13 protein-coding genes are annotated in these 16,023 nt (G+C 65.4%); 8 read left to right on the forward strand and 5 right to left on the reverse strand.

What is annotated here, in order from left to right; all coding sequences use genetic code 11:
- Positions 1–20: 20 nt before the first annotated feature.
- A complete protein-coding gene (locus tag EJ073_RS20290; RefSeq protein WP_126057332.1) occupies positions 21–647 on the forward strand; it encodes a DUF1326 domain-containing protein in 627 nt (208 codons plus the stop codon).
- Between the two features lie 9 nt (positions 648–656).
- On the forward strand, positions 657–1,457 hold the full coding sequence (locus tag EJ073_RS20295; protein ID WP_126057333.1) for a DUF2182 domain-containing protein: 801 nt from the start codon (positions 657–659) through the stop codon (positions 1,455–1,457).
- A gap of 13 nt (positions 1,458–1,470) precedes the next feature.
- Here EJ073_RS20295 and holA read toward each other — a convergent pair whose 3' ends face one another.
- Complete coding sequence (gene holA / locus EJ073_RS20300; protein WP_126057334.1) at positions 1,471–2,514, reverse strand: DNA polymerase III subunit delta; 1,044 nt, start codon at positions 2,512–2,514, stop codon at positions 1,471–1,473.
- A gap of 255 nt (positions 2,515–2,769) precedes the next feature.
- On the opposite strand from holA, the gene EJ073_RS20305 reads away from it, so the two are divergent.
- Complete coding sequence (locus EJ073_RS20305; RefSeq protein WP_126056960.1) at positions 2,770–3,960, forward strand: integrase core domain-containing protein; 1,191 nt, start codon at positions 2,770–2,772, stop codon at positions 3,958–3,960.
- Between the two features lie 160 nt (positions 3,961–4,120).
- Here the strand turns inward: EJ073_RS20305 and EJ073_RS20310 are convergent, their stop codons facing one another.
- Positions 4,121–5,050 (reverse strand): IS110 family transposase, encoded by a 930-nt coding sequence (locus EJ073_RS20310; protein WP_126057235.1) that lies wholly within the window; start codon positions 5,048–5,050, stop codon positions 4,121–4,123.
- Positions 5,051–5,517: 467 nt separating this feature from the next.
- Between EJ073_RS20310 and EJ073_RS20315 the strand changes: the two genes are divergently transcribed.
- From EJ073_RS20315 to lpdA, 4 genes are all read left to right on the forward strand, one after another.
- Entirely contained in the window at positions 5,518–6,750 is a 1,233-nt protein-coding gene (locus EJ073_RS20315; RefSeq protein ID WP_126057335.1) for a 3-methyl-2-oxobutanoate dehydrogenase (2-methylpropanoyl-transferring) subunit alpha, read from the forward strand.
- A gap of 2 nt (positions 6,751–6,752) precedes the next feature.
- Positions 6,753–7,766 (forward strand): alpha-ketoacid dehydrogenase subunit beta, encoded by a 1,014-nt coding sequence (locus tag EJ073_RS20320; protein ID WP_126057336.1) that lies wholly within the window; start codon positions 6,753–6,755, stop codon positions 7,764–7,766.
- Positions 7,767–7,780: 14 nt separating this feature from the next.
- Complete coding sequence (locus EJ073_RS20325; protein ID WP_126057337.1) at positions 7,781–9,097, forward strand: dihydrolipoamide acetyltransferase family protein; 1,317 nt, start codon at positions 7,781–7,783, stop codon at positions 9,095–9,097.
- Positions 9,098–9,332: 235 nt separating this feature from the next.
- A complete protein-coding gene (gene lpdA, locus EJ073_RS20330; protein ID WP_126057338.1) occupies positions 9,333–10,745 on the forward strand; it encodes a dihydrolipoyl dehydrogenase in 1,413 nt (470 codons plus the stop codon).
- 168 nt (positions 10,746–10,913) lie between these two features.
- Here the strand turns inward: lpdA and EJ073_RS20335 are convergent, their stop codons facing one another.
- A complete protein-coding gene (locus tag EJ073_RS20335) occupies positions 10,914–12,017 on the reverse strand; it encodes a saccharopine dehydrogenase family protein (RefSeq protein ID WP_126057339.1) in 1,104 nt (367 codons plus the stop codon).
- Positions 12,018–12,192: 175 nt separating this feature from the next.
- Between EJ073_RS20335 and EJ073_RS20340 the strand changes: the two genes are divergently transcribed.
- Entirely contained in the window at positions 12,193–12,621 is a 429-nt protein-coding gene (locus EJ073_RS20340) for an Lrp/AsnC family transcriptional regulator (RefSeq protein WP_126057340.1), read from the forward strand.
- 66 nt (positions 12,622–12,687) lie between these two features.
- On the opposite strand, the gene EJ073_RS20345 is transcribed toward EJ073_RS20340, so the two are convergent.
- Positions 12,688–14,721 (reverse strand): aldo/keto reductase, encoded by a 2,034-nt coding sequence (locus EJ073_RS20345; protein ID WP_126057341.1) that lies wholly within the window; start codon positions 14,719–14,721, stop codon positions 12,688–12,690.
- A 212-nt stretch (positions 14,722–14,933) separates the two neighbouring features.
- Positions 14,934–16,019, reverse strand: a complete 1,086-nt coding sequence (gene ugpC / locus EJ073_RS20355) for a sn-glycerol-3-phosphate ABC transporter ATP-binding protein UgpC (RefSeq protein ID WP_126057343.1) — start codon at positions 16,017–16,019, stop codon at positions 14,934–14,936.
- Between the last annotated feature and the right edge of the window lie 4 nt (positions 16,020–16,023).

Raw genomic sequence — 16,023 nt, forward strand, 5'->3', positions numbered from 1 at the left:
GACGCAGCCGGGAGGTGCAAATGGCAACCAGTTGGCAATTGTCCGGGGACTATTTCGAGAATTGTAGTTGCGACGTCGTATGCCCGTGCCTGATTTCCACCAATGCGCAACTGACATCGAAGCCGACGCAAGGTGCTTGCGATGTTGCCTTGGTCTTTCATATCGACACGGGCAAATTTGGCGACGTTCGGCTGGATGGCCTCAACGTTGCGATGATCGCCCATACACCAGGCCCGATGGCGGACGGCAATTGGACGGCTGCCGCCTATATCGACGAGCAGGCCGACGACAGGCAGACAGAAGCGCTGGGCGCGATCTTCACCGGCGCCGCGGGCGGCCCGATGGCCGCCTTCGCGCCATTGATCAGCACCAACCTCGGAGCCAAGAAGGTGCCAATCAAATACCAAGTCGACGGCAAGAAGCGGTCGGCGGAGATTGCAGGCGTCATGCAGATGGCGGTCGAACCCCTGCCGACGATGCGCGAGGATGGTGAGATGTGGGCGGCGACCGGCCATCCCGTCAATCCCGAGAGGCTGGTGCTGGCGGCGGGCGTAGAAGGCAGCACATTCAGCGACCACGGCATGCACTGGGACAATTCCCGCCGAAACGGACATTACGCCTCGATCAACTGGTCCGGCCAGCAATAGGCCTGGCGCATGGTCGGACCGGACCCGCTGACGCTGCAGCGAAACATCATTCTCGCGCTGTTGATCGTTGTCGCCACGGCAGCCTGGTCCTTGCTGATCTGGCAGCGGATCGGCATGGACACCGACATGCCGATGGAAATCTACTCACCGACCATGGGCATGCAGGCGCCGCTGTTTCTTGCAGTGTGGACGATCATGATGATCGCCATGATGTTCCCGACGGCCGCGCCGATGATCCTGACGTTTCACCGTGTGCAGACCGGCAAACAGGGGCGCGGCGATGCCTTTGTCTCGACCTGGATCTTCGTGGCCGGGTACATGCTGGTCTGGGGGGTGATGGGCGTTCTCGCCTTTGCCGGCGCGGCGGGCGCGGAGATGCTTGCCGGGCGTGTGGGATTGTCCACGGCGATGGCCGCGCGCATCGGCGGCGCGCTGTTGATGGTTGCGGGCGCGTACCAACTTTCCCCACTGAAAGATCTGTGCCTGGCCAAGTGCCGCACGCCAATCGGCTTCATACTGACCTCATGGCGCGATGGTCCTTGGGGCGCGGTACATATGGGCGTAAGGCACGGGTTGTTTTGCCTGGGCTGCTGCTGGCTCCTGTTTCTCGCTCTTTTTCCGCTCGGGATCATGAGCATTGCGGCAATGGCCGTGGTGACACTGCTGGTCTTTGCGGAAAAGACCCTTCCGGCAGGAGAGCGGATTGCAAAGGTATCGGGGGTCGCCTTGCTGCTTTACGGCGCGGCGGTGCTGGTGTTTCCGCAGGCGCTGCCAACCTTCCAGGCGGCGGACGGGATGATCATGAATTGACAATGGAAGGCAGCTACCGCTGCCCAAGCCTCGCGCTCTCCACCGCGATGCCGAGCAGCGCCTGGCGCGCCAGGGCTTCGGACAGGTCCGGCCTCCGGCGTGTCTGCAGCACCGCGGTCTGCAGCCGGTTGAGCGCCCGGCCAAGCGCCTCGACGCTCCAGCGCTCCAGCGCCTTCTCCACCAGCTTGCGCCGCGAGAAGAAAACCGGCGGCCGGGCGCCAGCGACGACCGAGGCGGCGTTGCGGCCGCCGCCCTCCATCTGGCCGCGCATCGCCTGGATCGCCTGCAATTGCCGCATCGCCGCCGACAGCACCAGGAAGGGCTGGCCGCCGCCCTGGCAGTGTCGCGTGAAAGCGGTGTCGAAATCGGCGATCTTCCCGTCCAGCAGCGCATCGACGGCATCGTCGAAAGAGGCGCCTGACACGTCGCCGGACGTCGCCCTGACGTCGTCGACGCCGATCTCCTTCTGGCCGTGGACGTAGAGCACCAGCTTCTCGATCTCGCCGCGCGACGCCAGCCGGTCGCCGCCGAGATTGCGACGCAGCGCCTGGCGCGCCTCCAGCGTCATCGACATGCCGGCCTTGCGCAGTTCGTCGTCGATGACGATGTCGATGTCCCTCGCCTCATCGGCATAGCAGGGCAGGGCGATGGCGTTGCCGGCGGCCTCGACGATGGCGCGCAGGCCGGTGCCCTTCTTCAGGTCGCCGGCCTCGATGAGGATGATCGCGTCCCGCGCGGGCTCCGATGTCAGCGCCTTGACGTCGTCGGCCAGCGCTTTCTGGCCGCTGGCGTTGCGCACCCAGAGCAGCCGCCGGTCGGAAAACATCGGCACGGTGCGCGCCTCGTCGAGCAGGCGGCCCTGGTCGCGGTCGACTTCCGCGCCGTCCAGCCTGACGACCGAGAACGGATCGTCGAGCGGCAGGCCGGTCTTGCCGGCAAAAGCCCTGGCGCGCTCGGCGACCAGCCCGCGATCGGGTCCGTAGAGCAGGACGATGGACATGGCCGGGTCCGGCCGCGCCAGCCACGAATCGACCTCGTATCCTTTCTTCTGTGCCATGCGGGGTGAGTTAGCATGAGGCGGGGCGGGTGAACCAGAGTTTCGGCAACTTGCAGAGGCCTTGGCTCGCGCGGCGATTGTTTCGATGTCGGATGATTCATAGCTGACCGCCGGCGCCGCCCCTCATCCGCCTGCCGGCACCTTCTCCCCGTATAGTGACGGGGAGAAGGGGCTGGTGTCCGAACCGGATAGATAGGTAACAGAATGGACCGATTGCATAGGTGACAGTTTTCTCCCTCGCCGGAGGACCCGGCGATGGTTTGGCGAGAGACTGGCATCATGGACGAGCGGCTTCGTTTTGTAGTGGATTGCCTTTCTGGCGAAGAGACGATGAGCGAGCTTTGTGCGGCCTACGGAATTTCGCGCAAGATCGGCTATAAATGGCTGGGTCGCTACCGGGAGTTTGGCCCGGAAGGTTTGCACGATCGGCCGCGAGCGCCGCTCAATCATGGCCGTGCGACAGCCCTTGATCTTGTCGAGCGGATCGTGGCGGCGAAGGAGACGCATCCGCTGTGGGGGCCCAAGAAGATCGTGGCGCGGCTCAAGCGCGCGGCTCCCGACTTGATCTGGCCGTCGGCCTCGACGGCAGGCGCTATCCTTGCACGGCATGGGCTTGTCAGCGCCCGCAAGCGGACCCGGCTGCGGGCCTGCGGCAATGGACCTTGGCCGGAGCCGCAAGGGCCGAACGCGGTGTGGACCGGCGATCACAAGGGCTGGTTCCGGACCCGTGACGGGTGGCGTTGCGAACCGTTGACGGTGATGGATGCGTCGAGCCGCTACTTGCTGGCGCTCGAAGCGACCGGCTCGACGGCGGATGCCGAGGCCTGGCCGGTATTCGAGCGGCTGTTTGAGGAGCATGGCCTGCCGGACCGGTTCCGAAGCGACAATGGCCCGCCCTTCGCGTCGGCCGGTGTCACCGGGCTGACACCGCTTGCGGTGCGCTTCATCAAACTCGGCATCGCCCTGGAGCGGATCGCGCCCGGCAAACCCCAGCAGAACGGGCGCCACGAGCGCTTTCATCTGACCCTGTTGCCGCTGGCCGAGGCACCGGAGGCCGACAGGGCGGCCCAGGGCCACGCCTTCGAGGCCTTCCGGCGCAGCTACAATGAAGAACGTCCCCATGAGGCGCTAGGCATGGACACTCCAGCCCAGCATTACAGATCCTCCCGGCGCGCCATGCCGACGATGCCGCCCGAGCCTGATTATCCGGCCGAGGCCGCGGTCCGTCATGTACGCCACAATGGCGAGATCAGGTGGAACGGCGGCTTCGTCTATGTCTCGCAGGCACTGGTTGGTGAAGCTGTCGCGGCCGCCCAAACCGAGGATGGTCAATGGGCTCTTTCCTTCCATGCACACCAGCTCGGCATCATCGACACAAGGCGTATGACGCTTGTCCGCTGCAGCGCCGCGCTAACCAATCCGCTTGGCGCTGCAGCGGACAAATAGGGGGAGAACTGTTACCTATGTATCCGGTTCAAACTGTTACCCATCTATCGGCTGGACACTGGCCGCGACGTTGGCGCCCTTCTTGCGACGTTGATGATTGGCGAAACGGGGGACACAGCGCCCCTCTCCCCGTTCACGGGGAGAGCGACTGTCTTGGCTGTCAAGCTGTTTGCCATGGTTTTTGGTCGCGGATGATGGCGTTGAGAATGGTCAGCAGCTTTCGCATGACGGCCACGACGGCGACGATCTTCGGCTTGCCAACCTCGACGAGGCGGTCGCGAAAGGCCTTGAGGACCGGATTGTGGCGTATGGCGACGAGGGCAGCCATGAAGAGGACGGCGCGCACGCGGCTCCTGCCGCCGCCGATGAAGCTCTTGCCACGCCATGTGCCGGACTGCCTCGTCCATGGTGCGAGACCTGCAAGCGCTGCGATCTGGCGCCGGTCGAGGCTGCCCAACTCCGGCATCTCGGCGATCATGGTGCGGGCAACGGTGGGACCGATGCCTGGCACGGAGGACAGCAGTTTTTCCCGGACCCGCCAGAGCGGCGACTTGCGGATATGATCGTCCAGGTCGGCATCGAGGCTTTCCAACTCACGCCTGAGCGCGGCGAGCAGGCGCTTGATGCTCTTTTGCGCCTGTCTTGCGTTGACCGTGCGGGCGCGGTTCTCTTCGGCCACGATCATCTGCACGATCTGGCGCCGGCGCGTGACGAGATCGGCCAACGTCCTGGTCTCGGCATCGCGCAGCGGCCGCAGTTCCGGCTTGGTCGCAGCTATGAAGGCTGCGATGACGGCAGCGTCGATCGGATCGGTCTTGGCCCGCTTGCCGAGCGCATTGGCATAGGCCCGGATCTGCGCTGGATTGACCACGACAACCGAAAGGCCGGCGCTCGCCAAAGTGGCGACCGCCAGTTGCTCGTAGCCTCCCGTAGCCTCCAATCCGATTGCCGTCGGAGAAAAGGCTGCAAGACGTCGAGCCAGCTCCTCCACCCCGGCATGGTCGTTACCAACCGAAAACGCTTCACCGGACGGCAAAACATGCACATCCAGCCGATCCTTCGAAACGTCGATGCCAACAACGATTTCCATCCTATCCCATCCTTGCCTAATCGGGCTTCGCTTGCGGCCCAGGCGACTGTTCGGGGTCGATGGAACGGCGGACGAAGACCCTCGCTCTCCCACGGGCTTCAAGGCCCAAAGATGCTCCGGTCTCTCGTCCGCCACCGCACCTGCTGCAATAGCAGAGTCGGCACGGGACAAGTTACAAAGGTGCCGGCAGGCAGGTGAGGGGCAGCACTGGCCTCGACAGTTACCCGAACGCCTACGTGGTCCGGGCATTTCAAGCTCTTGCGCCAGACCGGTCACAGCCATTCGCCAAATTGCGTGGCGGGCGAAAACATCGACAAGAAATTTCGCCGTCATATCTGCATCTTGTCGCCAGCGCGCCGTATCGGCCTTGATCAGCCGAGAAGCCGGGGGACGGCCCGTCATCTGGCCGATGAATTAGCGGCGCGGATGTGCAACTATCGCACCGGCAACATTGGAGGACGTAGGTCATGGCCGATGCTGGAATGTTGCGGTTCCATGTTCCCGAGCCCGAGGTGCGGCCGGGTGGCACGCCCGATTTCTCCAATGTGACCATCCCCAAGGCCGGATCGGCGCCGCGACCGGAGATCGACGTCGATCCGCGCACCATCCGCGACATGGCGTTCTCGATCATCCGCGTGCTCAACCGCGACGGCGAGGCGGTCGGGCCGTGGGCCGGGCTGCTTTCCGACCAGGAATTGCTCGAGGGCCTGCGCCATATGATGACGCTCAGGACCTTCGACGCGCGCATGCAGATGGCGCAGCGCCAGGGCAAGACCTCCTTCTACATGCAGCATCTCGGCGAGGAGGCGGTGAGCTGCGCCTTCCGCAAGGCGCTGGCCAAGGGCGACATGAACTTCCCGACCTACCGGCAGGCCGGGCTGCTCATCGCCGACGGCTACCCGATGGTCACGATGATGAACCAGATCTATTCCAACGAGGCCGATCCGCTGAAGGGCCGGCAGTTGCCGATCATGTATTCGTCGAAGGAGCACGGCTTCTTCTCCATCTCCGGCAACCTAGCGACGCAGTACATCCAGGCCGTTGGCTGGGCGATGGCTTCGGCGATCTCCAACGATTCGCGCATCGCCGCCGCCTGGATCGGCGACGGCTCGACGGCGGAGTCCGATTTTCATGCAGCGCTCGTGTTCGCCTCGACCTACAAGGCACCGGTGGTGCTCAATGTCGTCAACAATCAGTGGGCGATCTCGACCTTCCAGGGCATTGCGCGCGGCGGCTCCGGCACTTTCGCGGCGCGCGGCCTCGGCTTCGGCATCCCCTCGCTGCGCGTCGACGGCAACGACTATCTCGCCGTCCACGCGGTGGCGAAATGGGCGATCGAGCGGGCGCGCCGCAATCTCGGGCCGACGCTGGTTGAATATGTCACCTACCGGGTCGGCGCACATTCGAGCTCGGACGATCCGTCCGCCTACCGACCGAAGGCGGAGTCCGACGCCTGGCCGCTCGGCGACCCGATCGTGCGGCTGAAGAACCATCTCATCCAGCGCGGCGTCTGGTCGGACGAGCGCCATGCCCAGGCGGAAGCCGAAATCCTCGAGACGGTGATCGCCGCGCAAAAGGAGGCCGAGAGCCACGGCACGCTGCACGCCGGCGGCAAGCCGTCTACGCGCGACATGTTCGAGGGCGTCTATGCCGAGATGCCGCCGCATCTCAGGCGACAGCGCCAGCAGGCGGGGGTCTGACCATGCCCAGACGGACCATGATCGAGGCGATCCGCGACGCCATGGACGTGTCGATGGGGCGCGACGAACGCGTCGTCGTGTTCGGCGAGGATGTCGGCTTCTTCGGCGGCGTCTTCCGCTGCACGCAAGGCCTGCAGGCCAAATACGGCAAGAGCCGCTGCTTCGATGCGCCGATCAGCGAAGCCGGCATCGTCGGCGCCGCCATCGGCATGGCCGCCTATGGGCTGAAGCCCTGCGTCGAGGTGCAGTTTGCCGACTATGTCTATCCGGCCTACGACCAGATCGTTTCGGAGGCGGCGCGGCTGCGCTATCGCTCGAACGGCGACTTCACCTGTCCGATCGTGGTCCGCATGCCGACCGGCGGCGGCATCTTCGGCGGCCAGACGCACAGCCAGAGCCCGGAAGCGCTGTTCACCCACGTCTCCGGCCTGAAGGTCATCGTGCCGTCCAACCCTGCCGACGCCAAGGGGCTGCTGATCGCGGCGATCGAGGATCCCGATCCGGTGATCTTCCTCGAGCCGAAGCGGCTCTACAACGGTCCGTTCGACGGCCACCACGACCGTCCGGTAACGCCGTGGTCGAAGCATGATCTGGGCGAGGTTGCCGACGGCCACTACACGGTGCCGCTCGGCAAGGCGGCGATCCGCAGGCAGGGCGCCGCGATCACGGTGCTCGCCTACGGCACGATGGTCTATGTCGCCGAGGCGGCGGCCACGGAGACCGGCATAGACGCCGAGATCATCGATCTGAGGACGCTGCTGCCGCTCGATCTCGACACGATCGTCGCCTCGGTGACGAAGACCGGACGCTGCGTGGTGGTGCACGAGGCGACGCTGACCTCGGGCTTCGGCGCCGAGCTCTCGGCGCTGGTGCAGGAGCACTGCTTCTACCATCTGGAAGCGCCGGTCGTGCGCGTCGCCGGCTGGGACACGCCCTATCCGCATGCGCAGGAGTGGGACTACTTTCCCGGCCCGGCCAGGGTCGGCCGCGCGCTCGTCGAAACGCTGGAAGCTTGAAGGGAGGCCTGACCATGGGCGAGCACGTCATCAAGCTGCCGGATGTCGGTGAAGGCGTCGCCGAGGCCGAGCTGGTCGAATGGCATGTGAAGGTCGGCGACCTGGTGCGCGAGGACACGGTGCTGGCCGCGGTGATGACCGACAAGGCGACCGTCGAGATTCCCTCGCCGGTCGACGGCGAGATCCTGTGGCTGGGCGCCGAGATCGGCGACACGGTGGCGATCGGCTCGCCGATCGTGCGGCTGAAGGTTGCGGGCGAGGGCAATGTGAAGCCGCAGAGCGATGCGGCGGAAGAGGCCATCAAGGCCGAACCGCCAGCCAAGCTCCCAACCCCGAAACCCGAGGCCGCTCCGGCGAGCCCGAAGGCGCAGTCAAAGGCCGCCGAGCCGAAAGCGAAGCCGGCGCCCGCTCCCGCAAATGGGGCGGCACGGAACTTGGTTTCCGGCGCGCCGCGTCCCGAAGGCGAGAAGCCTTTGGCCTCGCCCGCCGTCCGGCTGCGCGCCAGGGAAGCCGGCATCGACCTCAGGCAGGTCGCGGGTTCCGGCCCGGCCGGCCGCATCGGCCATGAGGATATCGAGGCGTTCCTGGCGCGCGGGCCGCAGGTCGCCAAAACCTCCGGTCTTGCTCGCAAGGACAATGTCGAGGACATCAAGGTTATCGGGCTGCGGCGCAAGATCGCCGAGAAGATGGCGCTCGCCAAATCGCGCATCCCGCACATCACCTATGTCGAGGAGATCGACGTCACTTCACTGGAGGAGCTGCGCGCGACGCTGAACAAGGAAAAGCGGCAGGACCGGCCGAAGCTGACGCTGCTGCCGTTCCTGATGCGGGCGATGGTCAAGGCGATCGCCGACCAGCCGAGCATCAACGCGATCTTCGACGACGAGGCCGGCATCATCCACCAGCATGGCGGCGTCCATATCGGCATCGCCGCGCAGACGCCGTCCGGGCTGGTGGTGCCGGTGGTCAAGCATGCCGAGGCGCGCGACCTGTGGGAATGCGGCGCTGAGGTCAACCGGCTGGCCGAGGCGGCGAAGTCGGGCACGGCGAGCCGCGACGAGCTGTCAGGCTCGACCATCACCATCACCTCGCTCGGCGCCATGGGCGGCGTGGCGACGACGCCGGTCATCAACTATCCGGAGGTGGCGATCGTCGGCGTCAACAAGATGATGGTGCGGCCGGTGTGGGACGGCACCCAGTTCATCCCGCGCAAGATGATGAACCTGTCGTCCAGCTTCGACCATCGCGTCATCGACGGCTGGGATGCCGCGGTGTTCGTGCAGCGCATCAAGGCGCTGCTGGAAACGCCGGCGCTGATTTTCGTGGATTAGCGGGGATGGGTTTGATCTCGAATGTTGCGGAGCAGGGATGTGGGCTCCCCCTTCTCCCCTTGTGGGAGAAGGTGTCGCCGAAGGCGACGGATGAGGGGTGTTCCAGGGAAAGCCAGCGTCTCACTCCGCTGGAACACCCCTCATCCGTCTCGGCGCTAACGCGCCGATCCTCCTTCTCCCGCAAGGGGAGAAGGAAAGGGCGCGCCGTCGCCTCCGCCGAAAGGAAGCAGTCGACATGAAAGAAATCTCCTGCAAGCTGCTCGTCATCGGCGCCGGGCCCGGCGGCTATGTCTGCGCCATCCGCGCCGGCCAGCTCGGCGTCGACACGGTGATCGTCGAGGCCGGCAAGCCGGGTGGCACCTGCCTCAATGTCGGCTGCATACCGTCCAAGGCGCTGATCCACGCCGCGGAGGAGTTCGAGAAGGTGGCGCACATGGCCGGCGGCAAGAGCCCGCTCGGCATTTCACTCACCGCGCCGATGCTTGATCTGGCCAAGGCAATCGCCTGGAAGGACGGGATCGTTAGCCGGCTGAACAGCGGCGTGGCCGGCCTGCTGAAGAAGGCCAGGGTCAAGACCGTACAGGGCTGGGCGACTTTCCGCGACGGCAAGACCGTCGAGGTTGAGACCGAGACCGGCACCCAGGTGATCCGCGCCGAGACGGTGGTGATCGCGACCGGTTCGGCGCCGGTCGAACTGCCGTTTCTGCCGTTCGGCGGCCCGGTGATCTCGTCCACCGACGCGCTGGCGCTGAGCGAGGTGCCGAAGAAGCTCGCCGTCGTCGGCGGCGGCTATATCGGGCTGGAGCTCGGCATCGCCTTCGCGAAGATGGGCGCCAAGGTCACCGTGGTCGAGGCTTTGCCACGTGTGCTGGCGCAATATGACGCCGAACTGACCCGACCGGTGGTGAAGCGGCTCGGCGAACTCGGCATCGAGGTGATGACAGGCGCCAAGGCCAAGGGGGTGTCGACCCAGGGACAGGCCGGCAAGGGCGATTCGCTGCTGGTCGAGACGGCAGACGGCAAGAACGCCAAGGTCGCCGCCGACAAGATCCTCGTCACCGTCGGGCGCAAGCCGCTCACCGAAGGCTGGGGGCTGGACCAGATCGACCTCGACATGGCCGGCAAATTCATCCGCGTCGACGAGCAGTGCCGCACCTCGATGCGCGGCATCTTCGCCATCGGCGACGTCACCGGCGAGCCGATGCTGGCGCACCGGGCGATGGCGCAGGGCGAGATGGTGGCCGAGATCGTCGCCGGTCACAAAAGAAGCTGGGACAAGCGCGCAATACCCGCCATCTGCTTCACCGATCCGGAACTGGTCACGGCCGGCCTGTCACCTGACGAGGCGAAGGCGCTCGCCGGCGAGGTCAAGATCGGGCTATTCCCCTTCGCCGCCAACGGCCGCGCCATGACCAAGCAAGGCGAGGATGGTTTCGTCCGTGTCGTCGCCCGCGCCGACAATCATCTGGTGCTGGGTATCCAGGCGGTCGGGCAAGGCGTGTCGGAACTGTCGGCGGCCTTTGGCCTGGCGCTGGAAATGGGGGCGCGGCTGGAAGACATCGCCGGCACGATCCACGCCCATCCGACGCAGGGCGAAGGTTTCCAGGAAGCAGCGCTCAAGGCGCTGGGTCAGGCGCTGCATATTTGAAAAGGTGTTATCTCCCCCCTTGAGGGGGAGATGGCCGGCAGGCCAGAGGGGGTCGGTGCGACCGGACGCGACCTCCCTTGCGACAGATCGAGGTTAGCGCTCCACGCGAAACGACCCCCTCTGTCGCCTTCGGCGACATCTCCCCCTCAAGGGGGGAGATCACCCAGCTCACCCCGCCAGCCGGCTTTCCATCTCGTGCTGGGCGTAGGCGCGGCCGAAGCGGTTGGCGAGGAAGGCGTCGAGCGCGATGTCCTCCTGGCGGACGAAGCCTTTCGCCGGCAATGTGCCGTCGGCGAGCATGTCGAGCACGGCGCAGATGCCGGAGGCGGTGGTGATCTGGATGGCGCTGCGCACCAGAGTGCCGACGCGCTTCGAGTAGATCTTGTTGGCGTAGGTTTCCTGCAGCAGGCGGCCGCTCTTGCGGCCCGAGACGGTGACGAAGACGATGACGACGTCCTGCAGCGTCGCCGGCAGGGCGCTTTCGAAAATGTCCTTCAGCACGTCGCGACGGTGACGCAGGCCGAGATCGTTGAGCAGCGCCTTCATGATCGCGGCGTGGCCGGGATAGCGGATGGTGCGGTAGTTCAGCGTGCGCACCTTGCCCTTCAGCGTCTCGGCCAGCGTGCCCAGCCCGCCCGAGGTGTTGAAGGCCTCGTAGGTGACGCCGTCGAGCGAGAACTCCTCGCGCTCCTCCAGCGGCGGCACCTCGATCAGCTCGCCCTCGACGATCGCCTCGCAGGGCTCGCAATATTCGTTGATGACCCCGTCGGTGCTCCAGGTCAGATTGTAGTTCAGCGCGTTCGACGGATATTGCGGCAGCGCGCCGACCCGCATGCGCACGCTCTCCAGCGTGTCGAAGCGGCTGGCGAGATCGTTGGCGACGATCGAGATGAAGCCCGGCGCCAGCCCGCATTGCGGAATGAAGGCGCTGCTGGCATCGCGCGCCAGCTCCTTCACCCGCCTTGTGCTGACGACATCCTCGGTGAGATCGAGATAGTGCACGTCGGTAGTGGCGGCCGCCTCGGCGATGCGCGTGGTGAGATGGAAGGGAGCGGCGCTCAGCACCGCGAATTTGCCGGCAAGCGCTGCCTCGAGCACGCCCGGCGCGGCGATGTCGAGTTCCATGGTCTCGACGCCCGCGGGGAGTTCGGCCGCGGCAAGCTGCGCCGCCGAGCGGTCGACGAGCGTCACGCCATAGTCGCCGGTGGAGGCCAGCATCTCGGCGATGGTCGAGCCGATCTTGCCGGCGCCGACGACAACGATGTTCTTCATGATCAATACCCCTGCCATTTCGCGTTACGCAATTCCGGACGGAAACCGCTTCACACCTTTCCTGGAATTGCTCCTGAGCTGGCCGGAATCATCGCAGCTTGCCTGTCGAAAGGAAGCGTGAAATTGTACGAAACGAAATGCCGCTTTTAACAATATGCCGACAAGGATCGTCGAAATGATCAGCGATGCCGAACAGGCCCTGCTTTCACTGCTGCGCGCCAACGCGCGCGCCTCGACCGCCGAGCTCGCCCGCCAGCTCGGCGTGTCGCGCACCACGGTGCAGAGCCGGATCGAGCGGCTGGAGCGCCGCGGCATCATTGCGGGCTACGGCGTGCGGTTGTCGCCCGACTATGAGCAAGGGCTGGTCCGGGCGCATGTGCTGCTCACCGTGACGCCGAAGCTCGCCGACAAGGTGGTGCGCAGCCTGCAGGCGCTGCCGCCGGTTAGGACGCTGCACTCGGTGAGCGGCAATTTCGACATGATCGTCATCGTCGATGCGCCGTCGATCCGCGATCTCGACACACTGCTCGACCAGATCGGGGCGATGGATGGGGTCGAGCGGACGTCGTCGTCGATTATTTTATCGACGCGGATCGATCGGTGAAACTGTTGAGATGCTGGCGCGAGGGGCGAAGGAACGCTGCGCTTCCTTTTCAACGCCCCAAGCAGCCTACGCCCTGCGCCGCTCCGGCCCGTTGTCCAGCCAGGCGACATCTTCCGGCGATAGCTTGATATCCAACGCCCTGAGACTGTCCTCCAGCTCGTCCAGCGTGCGCGGGCCGATCAGCGGCACTGACGGGAAGGGCTGCGCCAGCACATAGGCGAGCGCGACATGGATCGGGCTCTTGCCGAGACGGTTGGCAAGCTCGATGGCGCGGTCGCGGCGGCCGAAATTCTTCTCGGAATACCAGACGCGCACCAGCTCCTCGCTATCATGCTTGTCGCGGCCGGCGCGATCGGTGAAGAAGCCACGGCCCTGGCTCGACCAGGCGAAGTTCGGCATCTGCCGCGCCGTCAGCCAGGCCTTCCAGTCGTCGGTGGACGAGGTGACGCAGCCGGCCCAGATCGGCTCCAGCATCTCAGCCAGCGAGAAATTGTTGGAAAGCGCGCCGGGCTTCTGCTTGCCGGTGCGCTCGGCATAGGCAATCGCCTCATCCATGCGCTCCATGGTCCAGTTCGACCCGCCGAACGGACCGCGGATGCGGCCGGCCTTGACCTCGGCGTCCATGGCGTCGACGAATTCGCCGACCGGCACGTCCGGATTGTCGCGGTGCATGAAATAGATGTCGACATGGTCGGTCTGCAGCCGGTCGAGCGACTGGGCGAGCTGCTTGCCGATCACATCGGGATAGCAGAGCGGTGAATGCGCACCCTTGCCGATCACCACCGACTGCTCGCGCACGCCGCGGTTTCGCAGCCAGTGCCCGAGCAGCGTCTCGGTATAGCCGGCGCCATAGACGTAGCCGGTGTCGAACAGATTGCCGCCGGCCTCGAAGAAGGCGTCAAGCAGGATCGAACCCGAAGAGAAGGTCCGGAAATCCTCGAAGCCGAGCGCCACCACAGACGTCGGCTTCGGCAGGCCGGGGATGGCGCGCTTGCCGATGGCCTTGCCATCAGTGCGCAGCGGCCGGCCAACGATGGTGTTGAGGCGCTTAGCCGGCTTTTCGATCTCGTACTCCAGCCCAACCGCGGCGCGCCATTTGTCGAGAACACGCAACGTGCCGAGGCTGTCGGCCCAGGACATGCCTGGCCAGGCGAATTCCTGGCGGCCGGCGAGGATCGCCTCGCCGGCACCATCGACCTCGAAGGAATAGACATGGCGCGTCTCGTTGACGCTGATGGTCTCGCGTGCGTGGCCTGCCCGGATCAGGTCGATCCGGCCCTGCCCGACGTCGCGGTTGCCACCGGCGAACCAGAAGTCCGGAACCTCGATGCGACCCTTGGTGCCAAAAATGCGCAGCACATTGTCCTGGTCGAGCGAAATGCTGCAGGAAAGCTCGGCGACGATGCCGCCGGCAAACTGCAGCAGCGCCGAGGCCCACTCGTCGACGCCGGACTGGCCAAGATGTGCCGCCCCCACCACCTTGTCGGGCTCGGTGAAGGGTAACCCTGTCGCGGCGCCGGCGATCAGCCGCGCCATCGACACCGGATAGCCGCCGACGTCGAGGATGCCGCCGCCGGCGAGGTCGTTGGCATAGAGCCGATGCTCCGGCAGGAAGCCCGGCATGGCGAAGCCGAAGCTCGACTTGATCATGCGGACTTCGCCGATGACGCCCGACTTGATCAATTCCACCAGCTTAAGCGTCTGCGGATGCAGCCGGTACATGAAGGCTTCGCCGAGGAAGGTGCCGGCCTTGCGCGCGGCATGGATCATGGCGTCGGCCTCAAAGGCGGTCAGCGCCAGCGGCTTCTCGCACAGCACATGCTTGCCGGCTTCAGCGGCCTTGATCGCCCATTCGGCATGGCCGGGATGCGGTATCGAAATATAGACGGCGTCGACACCATCGTCGGCGAGCAGCGCCTCATAGCCGTCGAGGATGCGCGCGCCCGGGAAGGTTTCGGCGAGCCCCGCCTTGCCGGGGTTGCGGGCACCGAGCGCTACCAGTTCGCCGGTGCGCGACTGCGCCACGCCGCCGGCAAAGGATTTGGCGATGCTGCCGGGCCCGAGAATGCCCCAACGAATCTTTTGCGGTCTGGATGTCATGTCAAATCTCCTGGGGTCGCCGCCACGCATTCGCGATCGGGCAAGAATGGAACCATTTTGTTCGAGCATGATCTTTCCGAAAGCCGGTTCGCGCTTTTCGGGCTCATGCCCTAGAGCGGTTCAACGTTTCTTGGAATCGCCGAACCGCTCTAAGTATTTGTTTTTACGCAATTCCGGACGGAAAACCGTTACACACTTTTCCTGGAATTGCTCTAGCGTATCCGCGCGCCCTTGGTGTCGAAGAGCAGCGCCTTGTCGGCCTTGATCGCCACCGTCAGATGGTCGCCGCTCGCCCGCTGCCTGGATGCCTCGCGCTCGATGATCAGTTCGTCGTCTCCGGCACCGGCGTAGACGTAGCTCACCGATCCGAGATGCTCGGCGACATCGGCCTTGACGGCGATGTCGCAGTCGCCTTTGCCGGCATCGAAGAAGTGTTCCGGCCTGACCCCGAGCACGACCTCGGCGCCGACAGCCGGAGGCGTGCTCTGGAGCGGCTTGCTCAGCCGCGCGCCGGCGTGGTTGACAAGCTCGACCGTCGCCGCGCCCGGCCCGGTCTCGACAACCCTCGCCGGCATGAAGTTCATCTTCGGCGAGCCGATGAAGCCGGCGACGAAGCGGTTGGCGGGATCGTCATAAAGGTCGAGCGGCGCGCCGATCTGCTCGACATTGCCGGCCTTGAGCACGACGATCCGGTCGGCCAGCGTCATCGCCTCGGTCTGGTCGTGCGTCACATAGATCATGGTGACGCCGAGCTCCTTGTGCAGCCGGGAGATCTCGACCCGCATCTGGACGCGCAATTCTGCGTCGAGATTTGAGAGCGGCTCGTCGAACAGGAACACTTGCGGCTCGCGCACGATGGCGCGGCCGATGGCGACGCGCTGGCGCTGGCCGCCCGACAATTGCTTCGGCCGCCGGTGCATCAGCTCGTCGATGCGGAGAATCTCGGCGGCGCGCCTCACCCGCCGCTCGGTGTCGGCCTTCGGGTTGCCGTTCATGCGCAGGCCGAAGCTCAGATTCTGTTTCACCGTCATGTGCGGGTAGAGCGCGTAGGACTGGAACACCATGGCGATGCCGCGCTCAGCCGCCTCGACGTCGTTCACCACCTTGCCGCCGATGGCGATCTCGCCGCCGCTGATGTCCTCCAGCCCGGCGATCATGCGCAGCAGCGTGGACTTGCCGCAGCCGGACGGGCCGACGAAGACGACGAACTCGCCATCGGCGATGTCGATGTTGGCGCCGTGGACGACGCCGAAGCCGCCGAAGCGCTTGACGACATTGTTGAGTGTGACCGCTGCCATCTCG

This window comes from Mesorhizobium sp. M4B.F.Ca.ET.058.02.1.1 (assembly GCF_003952505.1).
GTDB lineage: Bacteria > Pseudomonadota > Alphaproteobacteria > Rhizobiales > Rhizobiaceae > Mesorhizobium.

Coding starts and splice junctions, on each gene's coding strand:
- EJ073_RS20315 (WP_126057335.1), top strand. CDS start 5,518: ATGGCCGATGCTGGAATGTTGCGGTTCCATGTTCCCGAGCCCGAGGTG.
- EJ073_RS20325 (WP_126057337.1), top strand. CDS start 7,781: ATGGGCGAGCACGTCATCAAGCTGCCGGATGTCGGTGAAGGCGTCGCC.
- ugpC (WP_126057343.1), bottom strand. CDS start 16,019: ATGGCAGCGGTCACACTCAACAATGTCGTCAAGCGCTTCGGCGGCTTC.
- EJ073_RS20295 (WP_126057333.1), top strand. CDS start 657: ATGGTCGGACCGGACCCGCTGACGCTGCAGCGAAACATCATTCTCGCG.
- EJ073_RS20310 (WP_126057235.1), bottom strand. CDS start 5,050: ATGGAAATCGTTGTTGGCATCGACGTTTCGAAGGATCGGCTGGATGTG.
- EJ073_RS20340 (WP_126057340.1), top strand. CDS start 12,193: ATGATCAGCGATGCCGAACAGGCCCTGCTTTCACTGCTGCGCGCCAAC.
- EJ073_RS20335 (WP_126057339.1), bottom strand. CDS start 12,017: ATGAAGAACATCGTTGTCGTCGGCGCCGGCAAGATCGGCTCGACCATC.
- EJ073_RS20290 (WP_126057332.1), top strand. CDS start 21: ATGGCAACCAGTTGGCAATTGTCCGGGGACTATTTCGAGAATTGTAGT.
- lpdA (WP_126057338.1), top strand. CDS start 9,333: ATGAAAGAAATCTCCTGCAAGCTGCTCGTCATCGGCGCCGGGCCCGGC.
- EJ073_RS20305 (WP_126056960.1), top strand. CDS start 2,770: ATGGTTTGGCGAGAGACTGGCATCATGGACGAGCGGCTTCGTTTTGTA.
- EJ073_RS20320 (WP_126057336.1), top strand. CDS start 6,753: ATGCCCAGACGGACCATGATCGAGGCGATCCGCGACGCCATGGACGTG.
- holA (WP_126057334.1), bottom strand. CDS start 2,514: ATGGCACAGAAGAAAGGATACGAGGTCGATTCGTGGCTGGCGCGGCCG.
- EJ073_RS20345 (WP_126057341.1), bottom strand. CDS start 14,721: ATGACATCCAGACCGCAAAAGATTCGTTGGGGCATTCTCGGGCCCGGC.